This window comes from Paracoccaceae bacterium (genome assembly GCA_033344815.1).
GTDB lineage: Bacteria > Pseudomonadota > Alphaproteobacteria > Rhodobacterales > Rhodobacteraceae > Roseobacter.
This window is the reverse complement of record JAWPMR010000001.1, coordinates 3,428,274-3,442,627: the sequence shown is the minus strand read 5'-3', so window position 1 is coordinate 3,442,627 and position 14,354 is coordinate 3,428,274. Positions and strand designations below refer to the sequence as shown.

Below are 14,354 nucleotides of genomic sequence, written 5' to 3'. Positions count from 1 at the left end.
TCGAGCCAATCTCAGTGGCTCGAAGAACCGGAAGTGGGCGTGAATTTGTCAAAAAAGATTCTGTCCGTATCGAAGTCGTGCATGAACAGCACTGGAGTCAGCGCGTCGATCATGGGCGGCGGGCCGCAGGCGTAGACATCTCCATCGCCGTCGATGCCCAGTTCCTTGAGATGCGTGTCGACGTATTCGTGCACAAAGCCGCGCGCGCCAGTCCAACCTGCATCGTCATCGGCATGGCTCAGGACGGGTATGAACTCCACGTAGGGATGGGCCTTCGTGAGCGCCGCGATCTCATCGAGTTTGAAGAGATCGTCCTGCGTGCGCGCACCATAGAAGAAGTGGATCGGGCGTTCCTCGCCGCAGGCCACCTGATCATTCAGGATCGACCAGACCGGAGACATACCAGATCCCGCACCGACGAGGATCACGGGTCCTTCCCGTTCTTCGCGTCGGAAACACATCCCGTAGGGCCCTTCGACCCGGACGTCTGCTCCGGCTTTGATGCCTCCGTCGTCGAGCTGGTTGGAGAACCGTCCTTCGGGGTATTTCTTGATGATGAACCCGAGTTTCTGGGTTTCGCTCGGCGGATTTGCCATGGAGAACGAGCGTGTAATCTCCTCCCCCGCTTCTGTTTTGACCGTGATGTCGACATATTGGCCCGCCCAGAATTTCAAAGGCGCGTCCAGCTCGATCTGCACGCCGCGAATGTCGTGAGTGAGTTTTTCGAAGTCGACGATCTTGCCCGAATACTGCTTGATCGGGATCGACTTGGAGAGCACTTCCTCGTCGTAGTTCAGCAGCTCGATTTCGAGATCGCTGTAGGCCAGTGTACGACACATCAGGATGTGCCCGCTGTCCTTCTCGGAGTCGCTCAAGGCGAAAGTGGAATATTTCAGTAACTCAGTCTCACCGTCGAGCTGAATGCACTTGCAGGCCGAGCATTGCCCCTCCTTGCAGCCGTGGGGTAGCGCGATGCCCTGTCTGAACGCAGCGTCGAGAACGGTTTCATCCTCTTCGACCTCGAATTCCACGCCAACCGGTTCCAATCGAACCTGGTAAGTGTCGCTCATGTGTCCCCCCTCTCCTGTATCACGCGATAGAAGTGCCGTGTGGTGACAGGGGCCGCGAACGGCCCCTGCCTGTGTCTTCAGTTACAGGGGTTGATGGTGAAACCAGCCTGATACTCGGCGATATGTGCCGTGCGATCCGCGTCATTCATGCCGCGCAGAGCTTTCAGCGGTGACGCCAGCGTGTGGCCGCGCACATGCTCAAGCTTCCACATATCCTTGTCGTCGAAACGCAGATGTGGTTGTGGCACCAGAGTCTGGCCATCGTCGCGCACAAAGTTGAGATCGACGATTGCATCGGCCAGGTCCCAGCCATCATAGACTGTTTCCCACTCGCGCTTACCCGAGAACTTGCCCATCGCAGGTGTCGGACGTCCTTGATACTCGTCAGAGAAGGCCTCCACAGCAGTCCAGCGATCCAGTTCATGAGCGAATGTGTGAAGCTGCCCGTCGATCTCGTCGACGACCATATCCTCACGGATGAGGCACGGAACCAGGCAAGACCAGCAGCGATGCGGATAGACATAGCCCGTCTCTTCGTTGAAGGTGATGACCTTCTCGCCGGGCTTGCTGAGCTTGGCATACCATTTCCAGAAATCGCCGAACTCGGCATACCAGCCCGGATACTTGTGCTCGAACCACTCGAAGTCCTTGTCGGTCTGCGCCTCGATCCGCCAGAAGTTGACGGGCCAGCCAACGGCGAAGAACTGTGCGACCTTGTGCACGTAGTTCTTCTCAGTGATCCGCTTCCAGGCTTCCTGCACATCGTCGTGATGGATTTTCACGCCGTATTTCTCGAGCGGCAGCATGTAGGTCCGGTAGTAGTCTTCGAAGATCCACCGGTGCCACATCTCCGCATAGGATTCCTTTTCCTTGTCGCGGTTCGTAGTGCCGTATTCGATGAACGTGCCGATGGCGGCGTCCACGATGGCGTGGTTCTGCCAGAACGCATAACGCAGGTCACGCTCGAGCAGCAGGTGGTTCTCCGGCTCTTTCAATGCGGCCATCAAAAGCGAATGGCCGTTGCCGATGTGGCGGCTCTCGTCGGACTGCACAGACAGGAACACGGTAGGAAGCGCATAATCACCATTACGGGCGGCCTCGGATGGCATGGCCACAAAAAGCGTATTGGTGAATGCAGTCTCCGCGACCACGGTCAGGTACATGCAGGCGGCGGTCATGGTATCGCCGGTGATGAAACCCTCGCCGAACTGACGACCGATGGTGGTGGCATAACATTTGCCGAAGGCTTCTTCGGTGATGTCGAAACCAGCAGGATCGATGTAGTTTTCCATATACCACTTCTTCAGGTTCATCTGAATCGTGGAATGGCGGAACTCGTCGACCATCTGCATGGTAAAGCCGGTACGCAGCTCTTCGCCAGGTGCCAGTCGGGCCACCATGGCCATGGAACGCGCCGCAGATATTTCCGGGAAAGGAATGATCGCAAGGAACAGCTTCATCCATTCGATCCAGCGCGGCTCGACATTGCGGAACATGTCGCCACGTAGCGCGGCATCAAGAGCGCCGTAAACGCGGTTGTCCTTTTCTTCCTCCATGGGGAAGTAGGATCGCAGCACCTGCTTCATTGGATCGCGTGGTGCCTTGGTGATCTTGTAATCCGTCGGGAAGGTGCTGGCTTCCTGAACGTAGCTCGGATTCCAGCCAAGGTCGGCGATCTTCTTGGTCGCCTCCCCCACCGAAATCCCACGCTGGGACGTGATCTTGTTTAGTGTCAAAGTCATGCCATGAGCCTCCTATAGCTCTGTGTCCGGTTTCCCGGACACCTGTTGGCGGCTTTTGCCGTTTCAATTAAGCGCCCGTCGTCGGATGACGCATGGGCACCGGTTCTCGGCAAAGGTTGAAAAGATCGACATGCCCTAGCGCCGCGGCGGCTTGCCTTAAGCGCTGATGGTCTTTCTCCCTGTCCTTCGTTCTTTCAGCAGACCGGGTCCGACCGGTCGCTCGCATCTTGTGCATATCTTGTTGCAAGGCTCGTTCCAGAACCGTCGCGGACAACTCGAATTAGGGGCGAAAAGATCACAGGATATTGATTTTATTCATTATATTATGAGAATTTATTTTGTTTCCTGAACGTAGCTGGGACAGGCACGATCTGGGACGGATGCGCGACCGTTACATTCCGTTACAGTCGTTTCACCGCGCGTTAACACTTCGTTACAACCTTTCTGTAACGCCCATTACTGTGGGTCAGGACGAACAGTGCAATGTCTTGGGTTCAATGGAAAATCGACCGGCGGAGCGGAGCTTTGGCGACGCGCCAAATGCGGGTTTTCGAAGACTCAAAACCGCAGCAACCACAAAGCTTGTGGCGCAACGCGGCGCAGGAATGCTGCAAGTCAATCGCTTCGGGGAATGCGCGCGAAACCTAGCGCCATGATGAACTGGAACGGTAAGCCTTTCAGGCGCGTAGTTTGCGCTTTGGCGCTGCCAAAAAGCCAATCTCCTGTCGGTAGGTGGAAACGACCCGGCGCGACACCAAAATGCCCTCACTTTGCAAGAGTGCCGTCAGTCGCCGATCCGTCAGCGGCCGCGTTGGATCTTCCTTGGCCAGCAAAGCACCAATGCGCGCCTGAACCATCGGTTTGGATTGCGGCGCCTGCGCTGACGCCGATCCGGTAAAAAGCCTGCGCGCGGAAACGATGCCGTTTGGCCCCTCAATCAAAAGCCCGCTCAACACCCGGCTAATGGTGCTGAGATGAAAGCCGGTTCTATGCGCGATCTCGGACATGGTCATCGGCACCAACGCCTCCGGCCCGACGCGGAAGTATTCCGATTGGCGTTTGACCACGTCGCGCACAACCTGGTCCAAAGCAGAACCGCGGATATCCAACGCCTGTTTCAATGCGCGTGCCTCTGCCAACGCTGCGCGTGTGGCGGCGTTTTGCAAGCCACCCGGAAGCCTTGCAATGCGCACATCCGCCTGCAAAGAGGACAGGAATTCGATGTCCCAGCCATCGCCGGAAGCCGTAAGGCGCACATCAGGCGCACGCATCAAGGTGGCATCAGTAGCAAAAGCGCTGCCAGGCTTCGGGTCGAGTCGTCGCAGAGTGGCAAGACCGTCCTGAACTTGTGGTTCACCAAGTCCGGTGGCCGCGACCAGTGCCGCGATCCCGCCGGTTTCCAGTTTCGGCAGGTGATCCAAAAGGCAGGTCAACGAGTCGTCCAGTGCGTCCTGATCCTCTAACTGCAAGCGCAGGCAGTCCTGCAGATTGCGCGCAAACAGCCCTGCCGGTTCGACGCGTTTCTGCACGACCCGCAACGCGGCATCGACCAACTCTTCAGACAGTTCCAGCGCCTCGGCGATCTCTTCGGTCGAGCGGCCTAGCCAGCCTGACGGCTCCAGATCATCGATCAGCGCGAGGATCAGTTGTTCCATCAGCCCACCTTGCGCAATCAGCCCAGAGAGATCACGCAATACGTGGCTGAACAGGCTGCCGGGTTCTTCTACTGCGTTCATTTCCAACACATCGGTCGCGCTTGAGGCCCCCGGTGGCCGCCGGTTCAGGATCAACATCGGATTTTGGCGCGCGGTTTCTGCGATCGCGTCGTCTATCTCCCCAGACGACATCTTCAGCATGCTCACGACTCGACCCAACCGGAAGGATTGCGTTTGTAGCGGACGCAGGGACAACCCTAGCGGCATAGCGCGCTTCCTTTGTCCTGTTGCCGACAAATTGCTGGCCAGCGGGTCGGGGCACGGCCTATTCTTGGGCAAGTAAACCACTGGATGACAGTTCCATGAGCCACGAAACCCTGCCTGGCGGACTCGTTCCGCTTGAGAGCGTCGCACCCGAGTTGTCCTATCCCGGCCTGTCGCCGCAGCTTCTGGCGCGCGTGACACAGCTCTGGTCCGCTGCCGGTCTCGAATTTGATAGCCACTGGCGTGCGGGTATTCGCAACTTGCCGGGGTTCTGCGCCGTGCCTCGCATGGAGACCACGGGTGACAGCGCAGATGTCGATCTGGTGTTCCTGTTCGATCAGTGCATTCTGTGGATCCGGTCGCTGCATGCTGCCACAAATGCGGGCTCGATGCGCGAGATAGACGGGCTGAGTGCCGCGCAATGGCATGGTCTTGTGGCGCTTACGGCGCGGCTGACGGAACAGCTTTCGGCGTTGCGCCTGCTGGCGCTGACTGGCTTGCCGATGCCCGCAATGCAGGTCGCGCGCTCGATCTCCGAGGACGTCGACATGGTGCTGGTGTTGCTGATCCGCCGCAAGTTGGCGCAACGCTTTGCCGATTGCCGCAGCGTCGAGGACGCAAACGAATTCTGGCGTCGTCATATTGCCGGGGGCCGCGCTTTTCGAAGCATCTCCGAAAAGCTTTACACCGTAGGAATCGATCATTCCGCCGATACAGATTACGCCAAGTGGCGTCGTTCTGTACTGATCACACTGGGGGCCGCCGTGCACAGCAACGCGCTGAGCGTGAGTTTGCCTGAACGCGCTCAGGGCGATGTTCTGTTGAACGGTGACAGCCTGCATTTCGCGACCTTCCGCATTCATGAGTTGTGTGCTTTTGCCCAACTGGTGGAACCGGGCCTCACGCAGGCGCTGACCACCGCAGGACGGGACACGAAAGCCAACCATCAGCTTGCCGGGCTCGCGGCCCCGATGAGCCGCATCCTCGTCAGCCAGATCGAGAGCCTGCAGGCCCCGGCACATCCCCAAACGCAATATCCGGCGGGACATTCCTGAACCCGGATCAGTGCTTGAGTTCCTTGGCCTCGCCAAGACGGTTTTCCGCCACCCACCTTGCTGCAAGAACCAGCGCTCCCGCCGCGAAGTCCTTGCCGTGATCGCCGACCATTTCTTCGGCAACCTTGGCCAGTGTCTGAAAATAGCGGTCCTTGCTCTGTTCTTCTGGCGATAAAGCTTGTGTCATGGAGTGCCCTCTCATCGGTGTTGTGTGCAGTTTAGGTTCTGGTTTCATTTGAACATGTTCTTGGGGAACGTGGCGATTGACAGCCCACCATCCGCGTCCCCGATGGCCAGATGTGCGCCATCATCGGTCCAGGCCAGTGCCTGGGCCCGTGCACCCGTGCCCTCGCGCAGGAGCATCTCATCGGGATGGGCCACGCGGCAGACCAACACCAACCCGTTGGCATAGCTCACCGCGCAAAGATCGCGTGTCGGGTGCGCGGCCACCAGATCGACGACCATCAATCCTGGTTTGCCGGTCTCAATGGGCGCGCCCTCGTGATCGCCGAAAGGCAAGTCAGGCAGGGTCCAGCCCGCCACCCGAAACGCCCCGGCCGCGATCATCGCACCGGCCTCGGTACTGAAATCGACCGCGCGCACGGCATCAGGAAAATCGACGATCCGGTCGCTGGTGCCTGCCGTTACATCGACCAGCAACAACGCCTTGTCGCGACAACCTGCCACCAGCCAGCGGGCGCAGGGCGACCACGCCAGATCAAGGACGTCACCACCCTCGCACGCTATGACAGAACCTGCTTTGAATCCGTCAACTGTGACGATGCTCATCTGCCCGCTTCCAAAGCACCCCAGCAGACGACCATCTGCGGAGAAAGCGATACGCGAAATGTCATGCGTCAGCTCAACCGATGCGATCTCTGCCCCGTCGTCTTTGCCCATAAGCGTCAGCTCATAACCGCAGGCCCGCACGATCTGACCCGTCTGTGGTGCGTCAGCAAGCGCGGTCACAACACTGTCCCCGGCATGTTTTACAGCCAATGTCTGGCCCCGCGCCGTGGCCCGCCAAAGAGCGCCGGTTTCAAGCTGCGCAAAGGCAAAGCCCTGCGCGCCCAGACGACACATGGCCACATCTGCCTGCGCCACAGGCGTCTTGGTGACCACCGGCACCGGCAGAGGTTTGGCGCGCGGCCGGATGCTTGTCCGCCCGGTATCGGCTTCAATCCGAACCCGCGATTCCGGATCTTCGAGGTCCTTGACCGACACGAACGCCATCCGGCCATCCTCCAGGATCGCCGCGAGGGATGTACCGGAGGCATTGAATCTCACCTGCCGCACCGCGCCGTCCAATTCCCAGCGTCGGGCAATCAAGTCAAAAAGCGTCATCGCCTGTGGTGGCTTGTGCTGGTTCATCTATCCATCCTCGTGTTTTGCGGTGGCTTCGAGTTCCGCGTCCAGAGCTGAAAGCGTCTCTTCCAATTGACGGATTTCAGCCATCGTCTTCTCGAGCGCCGCCTCGTTGCGGGCGCGTTCGTCCTCGTGGGCGTGATCGTCGATACCGTCGCGCTCATCCGCCAGATCCAGAACCAACAAACCGCTAGCGCGCTGATTGAGGCGCATATGTTCCGTGTTAGCCGCGGCGATGTCCTGAATGATCTTCAGGCGCTCGTTCAGGATGTCTACGAGTTCGCGCGATTGACCTGTCATCTGACGTTCCTGTAGACCGGACGCGCATTCCGAAACAAAAGGCCGATGCGATGCTTGACCCTGCCGACACGCGCTTTTTCCAGTTCCTGAAGGAGGCCTGCGATGCAGAAGGCGGAGTCGACCAGTCTTGCCGCGACGCGGTGGATCGCGCTGTCGCCACGGGTGATCCGGTTGACCTGCGGACCGCGCGGGACGCCATCGACAGGCTCGACGTTTCCTTGAAAGACAGCGTGTTGCAGCAGGTCCACCAGCGTATGGCGACGGATCTTTCGGCGATCTGGGATGTCCTGCCCGGTGCCCCTGACAAGCAGAGACCTAACTGATCCGCAGTGTCCTGGCACATAGGTTCGAGGTATTGCAATTTGCTGCATCGACCCCTCCCCGGCCCGCACATCCACTCCGTAGTGAAAAGGGTACCGCACCTTCACAGTGTCGCAATAAAATTGCCGCGCGTCGCTGGAATCAGAGCGATTTTCGCGCACCGTCGCCGGAAAGCGTAAACATGCGTTACGCACGATCAGGCACAGTGTAACACCTTGTTCCAACGCCCGTTTCGCTGCAGTGCGGAAATTCTACTATTCCAGTGTTTCACCCGAATCACCGGCTTGCTTTCTACCTGGCTTGGCATTCTGATGAAGTGATCCGCATTGCGGGTGGCAAAAGGACGGCGTGAAAGGCAATGCAGCGCAATGGACGAATTTCCCGAAATTCTGGAACAGGACGGGCTCAGGTTACGCCCGCCGACTCAGTCCGATCTTCCCGCAATTGCATCCCAGATCAACGATGATCGCGTCGCGCCATGGCTCGCAACGGTCACCCGGCCATTCGATGACGCTGCGGCGCGTGCACTGCTCGATCATGGCCGCCATCCGGGCGAGCATCTGCGGCTGATCGAACGGAACGGAACGCGCGTTGGAGGGGTCTGCTTGGGGCGTGGATTATGGTTTTGGCTAGCACCCGCCTTTTGGGGCAACAGTATCATGCACCGGGCTCTGACGCTGGCAATCGGGACGCGCTTTCAGCAGCCTGCGCCGCCGCTGATTGCAACCTGCCATGACGAAAACTCCGCCTCGCGCGCGCTGCTGGCCCGGCTTGGTTTCGCGCGCAGTCCCACGGGACGGCGCATGTTCTTTCATGGTAAACAGTCATCCGAACCCTGCCACGACCACCTTCTGACACCCGAGCAATGGCACCTGCTGCACCCGCCGATCATCGTTGTCGGCCGGACAAGGTTGCGCCCTGCGCGACAGGTGGACGCGGCGACGCTCGCCCTTATGTTGCCGCAGGCCCGCGACGGGCGCGGACTTTGGCCCGAGGCCGAAGGCCTGCCCACCTTCATCGAGACCCACCGTTTTCGCGGTCCGCGACAGGGGCTCTTCATGGTCGAAGACGACACCCTGCGGAGCGTCGGTATGGCGTTAATACAGCGACCCAAGCCCGCGCTGCGTTTTCTCGACGATACCGAGCAGGCTCGCCACCGGGCAGACGCGGAGGCCGCGCTGGCAATCTTTCGCGCTGCCTGACACCCGTCCCGGCGCTCCGGATCTTGTTACTACACCCGGTTTCCAGTGTACGAGCCAACGCTTGAACAAACCCTTTCTTGCAGTCGGGCGTCAGTCCTTGAGATGTGCATAAACCGTGTTGCGTGACACGCCGAGACGCCGTGACGCAAGCGCCACATTTCCCTGACATGCGCTGACAGTTTGCCGGATCCCGATACAGCGCCGGCGGCGGATCGGTGCGTCGTTGCAGCGTCCGCATGCTTTTGTCTGACGTTGCAGAGAGGGGAACACCCGATCCAACTGCACATCGCGCAGCACACCGCTTGGAAAGCTGGCTGCCAGCAGTCGCAGATGATGCCTCAGGTCGCGCAGGTTGGCCGGCCGGTCCATTTCGGATAGTGCCTTCAGGGCTTTCTTGGACAGCTTGTGCTGAGGTGATATCGCTGTAAGGAGGCTCCTTGCGATCTTATCAAAATCCGTGCGGTCCGCCAACAGCGGCAGGTCGACCGCCAGGAACGTCTCGCTCGCTTGTGCTACCACCTGCCCGCCAATCTCATTCGGCCGCGTGCGCTGCGTTGCCACGATGCACCACGGTTGAGCCGTCGGGGCATCCCGCAGGGTGCTCAGCAGACGGTCCAGATATGCGTCTGCCTCCTTTGGAATAGCCGACATCGCCTCCAGTACAAGCGTGCCACCGCTGCCCGTCAATGCATCCGGCGCTTGTGCCAATATGTCCTCCAGAACCCGATCATGGCGCGCGCCACGCAGGTCTCGGCAATCGAGAACGATAAGCGGCGCGTCGGAATTCAGATGGTGGTGCACTGCCTCCGCAAGCGCCGTCTTGCCCGTGCCCGCAGCCCCGCGCAGGCAAATCGGCTGCCCAAGCGTCGCAGCGCTGATCGCCACTCGCCGACATTCCCGCGCCATCTCATCATCAAAAACAAACCTGTGCTCGCGCAACTCAGTTCGTCGCGCCAGAGGCGACTCGACCCGCCTCCCACCACTAAAGGCACGCGTAGTGCGGCCCGGCCGTTGTGGCGACTCCGGATGCAGTCGTGCGAAAAACGCCGAACCCAGCCTGTCCCACAACCGCGTCGTTCCAACCTCTTCCAGGGTTCGCAGGTTCGTCCCGAAATCGCCGCGAAAAAGCGCATCGAACCGTTCGGCAACTTCGTCTTCCTGTGGCGACAGAAACTGAATGGCATTGCGGTTCGCTCCGGTGATACGCCCGGCCTCGTCAAATGCGATCAATCCTGCGCTCTGCGTTGCGAGATATTCATCGCGCGGATGAAACTGCAAGATGATGTCACGCCAGTGCGCCTGCGCAAACAGCCTGTTCTCTATATTCGTCGCTGCCAGATTGATAAGCGCACGCGTGTGGTATTGCCGCTCTGCCAATTCCGAAGACGCGTCCAGAAGGCCGACGATGCGTCCGTCCGAGCCACGGATCGGGGTCGCCACGCAGGCCACGGCGCTATGGCACCCGAAATAGTGCTCTGCTCCTGTAACCATGCTTGTTCGCCCTGTGCTTAGCGCCAGTCCCAACGCGTTTGTACCGCGTACATCCTCGCTCCAGACCGATCCTGTTACGACACTGCGCGCGCAATCGCTGTCAGAAAACTCCGCATCCATGATCGTGTCCAGCACAACGCCATTCTCGTCGGCAAAGGCACACATGAAATTTGTCCCGGCGATCTGGGTGCTTAGCAATTCAAGCTCGGGCCGCACCAGATGGATGAACCGTTGTCTGTCCTGCAGGATCGTTCGCAACGCCTCTGAGCTGACCACTGCGTCCTCTGGCATTGCACCCGGGTCGAGGCCCATCTCACGACACCTCTGCCAACTGTGCGCGATATTTTCTGGCGTTGCAGAATGGTCAATTGCGTCACCGGATTCCAGCGCTGCGCGTGCGTGTAACAATTCCCTGTTGTCGCGCATTTGACGATCCCCCAATCGTGACCGTAGCATATTTCGCCGCCAAATCCGAGTGGTCGCATCACAAGGCATCTGCGGGGGGCTGTCACAATAGTGAGGGTTCTGATGTACCAAGCGTGTCGAAGCGAGACTTTGTGTAAGTATTTTTTCAGGAAAACCCTATGCCTTGCCGAGACCCATTCAAGCCGCACCGTTTGCCACGCGAGGTTATTCTTTTGGCAGTGCGTTGGTATCGCAGATGCCCGCTTTCTGACCGAGATGCCCGCGACCTTCTGGCTGAGCACGGTCTTCAGTTGCATGTATCCTCTCGGCCGATTCCCACGCAATCGCCTGACGGGCAATGGGAAAGCACCACCGCCCGTTCATACAGATGTAGGTCTCGTTCTTTGCCCAGCAGGCAGTCACACCATGATCTGCATACGGTCGCGCTGAAGCGACCGGATGGCTTCTATCTGGTTTTGTTTTTCCAGTGCGGCGCGCTTACCAGTCACGCGGTCCAGTAGGCTGCGCGAGCCTTTACGCAATCGCGTTGATCTTGCTTCGGCTTCGATATCAACTCGTTCCTTCTGCCCGGCATACAGCGTGCGCCGTTTTGCCAGTTGTTTGGCCTGCATTTTCTGGCGACGCGCTTTTTATACAGTTTTATCTTTGTTTGCCTCTCTGGTGTGTTCATCATTTGTCGCTCGGTGGGGATTTTTTTCGCAACCCGATACTTGCGCTTTGGGTCAGAGGACCGAGTTTTCTGTGGGTTCGAGTGCCCTCAAGGGGTGCGGCTATCTGGTTCATCCAAATGGCAGGTTCAAATCGTCTACGCCCAATTCTCAAGCATGTGCTGGACGCCTTGCTTGCCTGCCTCAATGATCTTTTCAGCCTCATCCTCAGAGTTCGCGAGGCGGGCCAGAGTGATAGTGCCGACCAGCGTAGCCATCGTTGCTATGCCTTGATCTGTTGCCACATTGCCCCTCGGATCAAGTACACGGGACGTACGCTCAATTGCTTTTGACGTCTCTGCCTTGGTCGTCTTTCCATGGGTGGCAAGCTCCGCGCCCATAGTTGCAACTGGGCACCCGCTTCCGGCGTTCTGGGCGTGGCCCAAGGATAGGTAGCGCGAGAGGTAGTCTTCTCTCGCTTGTTCTTTTTGGTGTTCGGTTTCAGCGGTTTCCCACTCGGCGAGCAGGTCATCAACGGCCTTGCTGAATGCGGCCTCTATCAACGCCTCCTTGGACGGGAAGTGACGATAAAAGCCGCCATGCGTTAGGCCTGCGGCCTGCATCACGTCGGAAATACTCGTCGCGCCCACACCTTCATTCCGAAAGAGGCGTGCCGCGGCATTTATTATCCGTGCATGGCTCTTTTGTTTTTCGGCTTCTGACATTCTTGGCATTCAAACGAGCTCCAGGGAATTGACACTATAGATTTTATGTATCATCTATAATTTTAGAGTACAAACGTAATCTTAAAGTGAAACCATCTGGGTTTACACCTTCCCGCAGTGGGTTTCGGCAAATCAACTGGAAAGTAAGAACATGACAGACTTCCTAATTTTCTACGTGCGCACGTTCGCGGTCGCGCTGCCGCTGATTGCAGTCGCGATCATGATGATCGGCGTCAGCCGAGCGCACTTGACGGAACGACAGACCGGGGTGAGCATCGCAGTTGCAGCATTCGTGTTCGGTTTGTGGTTCGCCGTGGTCGTTCCTCCATCCCAGGCCAACGCGCTGAACGTGCCCCCAACGCTTCAGGATCCTCCAATTGTGCTTGGTTTCCTGTTCGGTGGGGCGGCGCTCATCTGGGTGCTGGCGTGGGTCGTACCGCTTGGACGACGGATCACCATGGCGACCCCACTCGCCGCAATTGCCGCGTTTCAAATTCCGCGCGTGATGGGCGGCGTCTTCTTGATTGGCTGGCTTGGTGGAGTCATTCCCGCCGAGTTCGCTTTGCCGGCTGGGCTTGGTGACATTTGGGCGGGTATCGCGGGCTGGCAAGCCAGCAAGGCGCTGGCCAATGGCGCGCCAAATGCAAAGAAGCTGCTGATGCGGGCGAACGTCATTGGCATATTGGACTTTGTGTTTGCAGTTGGTCTGGGCATCATGACATCCGAGGGCTTTGCCCATTTGCTGTCCCGAGATACGCCCAACATCGTCAACGATCATCCGCTGGCATTATTTCCTGCATTCTTCGTCCCGATCTTCCTTGGGTTCCACTTCATCTCGATCAGCAAGTTGCGGGCAGAACGTCGAGCTGAGGCTTCGGGCACGGCATCCCTGAAGGCCTGAACACATAAAAAATCAATGGGAAACTGCCAGGTGCGTGCGATGGCGCGCGCCAGCAAGACCATCCGCATGGCGGCCGCGTTATTCCCAAACTTTCAGACGTTGGAAGGAGTGTATGTCAATTGATCAGGCACCTCAATACAATCAACCTCGACAGCTAGTGGCCAACCGACCCACCATCAGTCTTGTGGCCGCAATGGCAGCCGTCGGTCAGTGCCCATCAAACATTTACACACCATCGCTCCCCAGCGTCGCCGCCAATCCGGCAGTGTCGTAAGGTAACAGCCAAGCGACCCTTGCGGTCTTTCTTGCGGCAATTGCCAGCAATGCAGCTTCTGGTTGGGCCGCTGGCGGATCAGCGCGGGCGCAAGCCGACACTAACGAGCGGATTGGCGGTTTTTCTGGCAAGAACTTTTCTATGCAGCGTGGCATCCGATGACACCGCATGGTTGGCTGGCCGGATTATCCAAGGGCCCGGGACCGCTGCAGGCATCGTCGTGTCCCGCGCGACGATCCGAGATAGTTTTGACGGAGCAGAACCTGCAAAGATACTGGCCGCCGTCACAATCGTGTTTGCGCTCGTGTCCGGCCAAAACCCGCTTCTTGGCGGAATTATCAACCAAAGTCTGGTGTGGCGAGCTACGTTCTGGATCACGGGAGCGCTTGGGCTGCCGCGCCTTGCCATTGTTGTGCCGTGGTTGCCCGAAACTCTTGCAACACAGCGCAGAGTGTCACCTGCCTCGGAGATCGCAGGATACAGCGCAGCGGCAGACTGTCTGACGTCTACTTTGGACGCGACAAAACCATTCTGCAGCAACGAGAGAGGATCAAACAAAAGGCGCTCGAAACGCGATGCTCGCATCACCGCAAACACACCGCATAATCAATCAAACAAGATGAGCCACACTCTCACTCAGTTTAGGCGCCCTTGGTTCTAAAAACCCTGACAACGGACAATTTGCAGGGTCGGCTGACAGACGGTGACTAAAATACGATCGCCCTCGAAGAGGTCACAGGACCATATCGACGGCTACACTCCAACGAAGTTTTCCGAAAGCAGTGATCTGCCTCAAAACTGCCTCACCCGAATGCGTTTCAGCCAGCTTGTGATACTGTTCACTGTATTTTCCAATCTGTGCAGCAGCAGAATGCCGACCCGGATGTACGGGATGAGCACCAACAATTCCAATCCT

14 protein-coding genes and 1 pseudogene are annotated in these 14,354 nt (G+C 58.4%); 6 read left to right on the top strand and 9 right to left on the bottom strand.

Translation table 11 applies throughout. The annotated features are described in order from the left end of the window. Nucleotides 1–11: 11 nt before the first annotated feature. The 3 genes from R8G34_15910 to R8G34_15900 all read right to left on the bottom strand — a co-directional run bounded on the left by R8G34_15910 (nt 12) and on the right by R8G34_15900 (nt 4,734). Nucleotides 12–1,070: a 2Fe-2S iron-sulfur cluster binding domain-containing protein gene (locus tag R8G34_15910; GenBank protein MDW3224340.1), complete on the bottom strand. Its 1,059-nt coding sequence runs from the start codon at nt 1,068–1,070 to the stop codon at nt 12–14. 77 nt (nt 1,071–1,147) lie between these two features. Then, complete coding sequence (locus R8G34_15905) at nt 1,148–2,812, bottom strand: aromatic/alkene/methane monooxygenase hydroxylase/oxygenase subunit alpha (GenBank protein MDW3224339.1); 1,665 nt, start codon at nt 2,810–2,812, stop codon at nt 1,148–1,150. Between the two features lie 677 nt (nt 2,813–3,489). Further along, the gene (locus R8G34_15900; protein MDW3224338.1) at nt 3,490–4,734 is read right to left on the bottom strand and encodes an RNA polymerase subunit sigma-54; all 1,245 of its coding nucleotides are present in this window, start codon (nt 4,732–4,734) and stop codon (nt 3,490–3,492) included. 95 nt (nt 4,735–4,829) lie between these two features. Here R8G34_15900 and R8G34_15895 point away from each other — a divergent pair, with 95 nt between their 5' ends. After that, nucleotides 4,830–5,786 carry a hypothetical protein gene (locus R8G34_15895; GenBank protein MDW3224337.1) on the top strand — a complete coding sequence of 319 codons (957 nt, stop codon included), beginning with the start codon at nt 4,830–4,832 and terminating at the stop codon, nt 5,784–5,786. A gap of 7 nt (nt 5,787–5,793) precedes the next feature. Here the strand turns inward: R8G34_15895 and R8G34_15890 are convergent, their stop codons facing one another. Genes R8G34_15890 through R8G34_15880 form a run of 3 tightly spaced genes read right to left on the bottom strand, consistent with a single transcriptional unit; the run spans nt 5,794 to nt 7,451 of the window. Further along, the gene (locus R8G34_15890) at nt 5,794–5,973 is read right to left on the bottom strand and encodes a hypothetical protein (GenBank protein ID MDW3224336.1); all 180 of its coding nucleotides are present in this window, start codon (nt 5,971–5,973) and stop codon (nt 5,794–5,796) included. Nucleotides 5,974–6,017: 44 nt separating this feature from the next. After that, nucleotides 6,018–7,157, bottom strand: a complete 1,140-nt coding sequence (locus R8G34_15885; protein MDW3224335.1) for a hypothetical protein — start codon at nt 7,155–7,157, stop codon at nt 6,018–6,020. After that, nucleotides 7,158–7,451, bottom strand: a complete 294-nt coding sequence (locus R8G34_15880) for a hypothetical protein (protein MDW3224334.1) — start codon at nt 7,449–7,451, stop codon at nt 7,158–7,160. Nucleotides 7,452–7,501: 50 nt separating this feature from the next. On the opposite strand from R8G34_15880, the gene R8G34_15875 reads away from it, so the two are divergent. Both R8G34_15875 and R8G34_15870 read left to right on the top strand, forming a co-directional pair. Then, the gene (locus R8G34_15875) at nt 7,502–7,774 is read left to right on the top strand and encodes a hypothetical protein (protein MDW3224333.1); all 273 of its coding nucleotides are present in this window, start codon (nt 7,502–7,504) and stop codon (nt 7,772–7,774) included. Between the two features lie 366 nt (nt 7,775–8,140). Continuing rightward, nucleotides 8,141–8,974 carry a GNAT family N-acetyltransferase gene (locus tag R8G34_15870; GenBank protein MDW3224332.1) on the top strand — a complete coding sequence of 278 codons (834 nt, stop codon included), beginning with the start codon at nt 8,141–8,143 and terminating at the stop codon, nt 8,972–8,974. Nucleotides 8,975–9,064: 90 nt separating this feature from the next. Here R8G34_15870 and R8G34_15865 read toward each other — a convergent pair whose 3' ends face one another. Then, nucleotides 9,065–10,891, bottom strand: coding sequence for a helix-turn-helix domain-containing protein (locus R8G34_15865; protein ID MDW3224331.1), 1,827 nt, complete (start codon nt 10,889–10,891; stop codon nt 9,065–9,067). A gap of 158 nt (nt 10,892–11,049) precedes the next feature. Here R8G34_15865 and R8G34_15860 point away from each other — a divergent pair. Beyond that, a pseudogene (locus tag R8G34_15860) lies at nt 11,050–11,193 on the top strand (IS6 family transposase). Nucleotides 11,194–11,289: 96 nt separating this feature from the next. Here the strand turns inward: R8G34_15860 and R8G34_15855 are convergent. Both R8G34_15855 and R8G34_15850 read right to left on the bottom strand, forming a co-directional pair. Next, nucleotides 11,290–11,502, bottom strand: coding sequence for a hypothetical protein (locus R8G34_15855; protein ID MDW3224330.1), 213 nt, complete (start codon nt 11,500–11,502; stop codon nt 11,290–11,292). 194 nt (nt 11,503–11,696) lie between these two features. Further along, a complete protein-coding gene (locus R8G34_15850; protein ID MDW3224329.1) occupies nt 11,697–12,263 on the bottom strand; it encodes a TetR/AcrR family transcriptional regulator in 567 nt (188 codons plus the stop codon). 151 nt (nt 12,264–12,414) lie between these two features. On the opposite strand from R8G34_15850, the gene R8G34_15845 reads away from it, so the two are divergent. Both R8G34_15845 and R8G34_15840 read left to right on the top strand, forming a co-directional pair. Further along, complete coding sequence (locus R8G34_15845; GenBank protein ID MDW3224328.1) at nt 12,415–13,164, top strand: hypothetical protein; 750 nt, start codon at nt 12,415–12,417, stop codon at nt 13,162–13,164. Between the two features lie 323 nt (nt 13,165–13,487). Continuing rightward, on the top strand, nt 13,488–14,099 hold the full coding sequence (locus R8G34_15840; GenBank protein ID MDW3224327.1) for an MFS transporter: 612 nt from the start codon (nt 13,488–13,490) through the stop codon (nt 14,097–14,099). Nucleotides 14,100–14,354: the final 255 nt, after the last annotated feature.

Coding starts and splice junctions, on each gene's coding strand:
- R8G34_15870 (MDW3224332.1), top strand. CDS start 8,141: ATGGACGAATTTCCCGAAATTCTGGAACAGGACGGGCTCAGGTTACGC.
- R8G34_15910 (MDW3224340.1), bottom strand. CDS start 1,070: ATGAGCGACACTTACCAGGTTCGATTGGAACCGGTTGGCGTGGAATTC.
- R8G34_15865 (MDW3224331.1), bottom strand. CDS start 10,891: ATGCGCGACAACAGGGAATTGTTACACGCACGCGCAGCGCTGGAATCC.
- R8G34_15905 (MDW3224339.1), bottom strand. CDS start 2,812: ATGACTTTGACACTAAACAAGATCACGTCCCAGCGTGGGATTTCGGTG.
- R8G34_15855 (MDW3224330.1), bottom strand. CDS start 11,502: ATGCAGGCCAAACAACTGGCAAAACGGCGCACGCTGTATGCCGGGCAG.
- R8G34_15890 (MDW3224336.1), bottom strand. CDS start 5,973: ATGACACAAGCTTTATCGCCAGAAGAACAGAGCAAGGACCGCTATTTT.
- R8G34_15840 (MDW3224327.1), top strand. CDS start 13,488: ATGCAGCTTCTGGTTGGGCCGCTGGCGGATCAGCGCGGGCGCAAGCCG.
- R8G34_15895 (MDW3224337.1), top strand. CDS start 4,830: ATGAGCCACGAAACCCTGCCTGGCGGACTCGTTCCGCTTGAGAGCGTC.
- R8G34_15900 (MDW3224338.1), bottom strand. CDS start 4,734: ATGCCGCTAGGGTTGTCCCTGCGTCCGCTACAAACGCAATCCTTCCGG.
- R8G34_15875 (MDW3224333.1), top strand. CDS start 7,502: ATGCTTGACCCTGCCGACACGCGCTTTTTCCAGTTCCTGAAGGAGGCC.
- R8G34_15885 (MDW3224335.1), bottom strand. CDS start 7,157: ATGAACCAGCACAAGCCACCACAGGCGATGACGCTTTTTGACTTGATT.
- R8G34_15850 (MDW3224329.1), bottom strand. CDS start 12,263: ATGTCAGAAGCCGAAAAACAAAAGAGCCATGCACGGATAATAAATGCC.
- R8G34_15845 (MDW3224328.1), top strand. CDS start 12,415: ATGACAGACTTCCTAATTTTCTACGTGCGCACGTTCGCGGTCGCGCTG.
- R8G34_15880 (MDW3224334.1), bottom strand. CDS start 7,451: ATGACAGGTCAATCGCGCGAACTCGTAGACATCCTGAACGAGCGCCTG.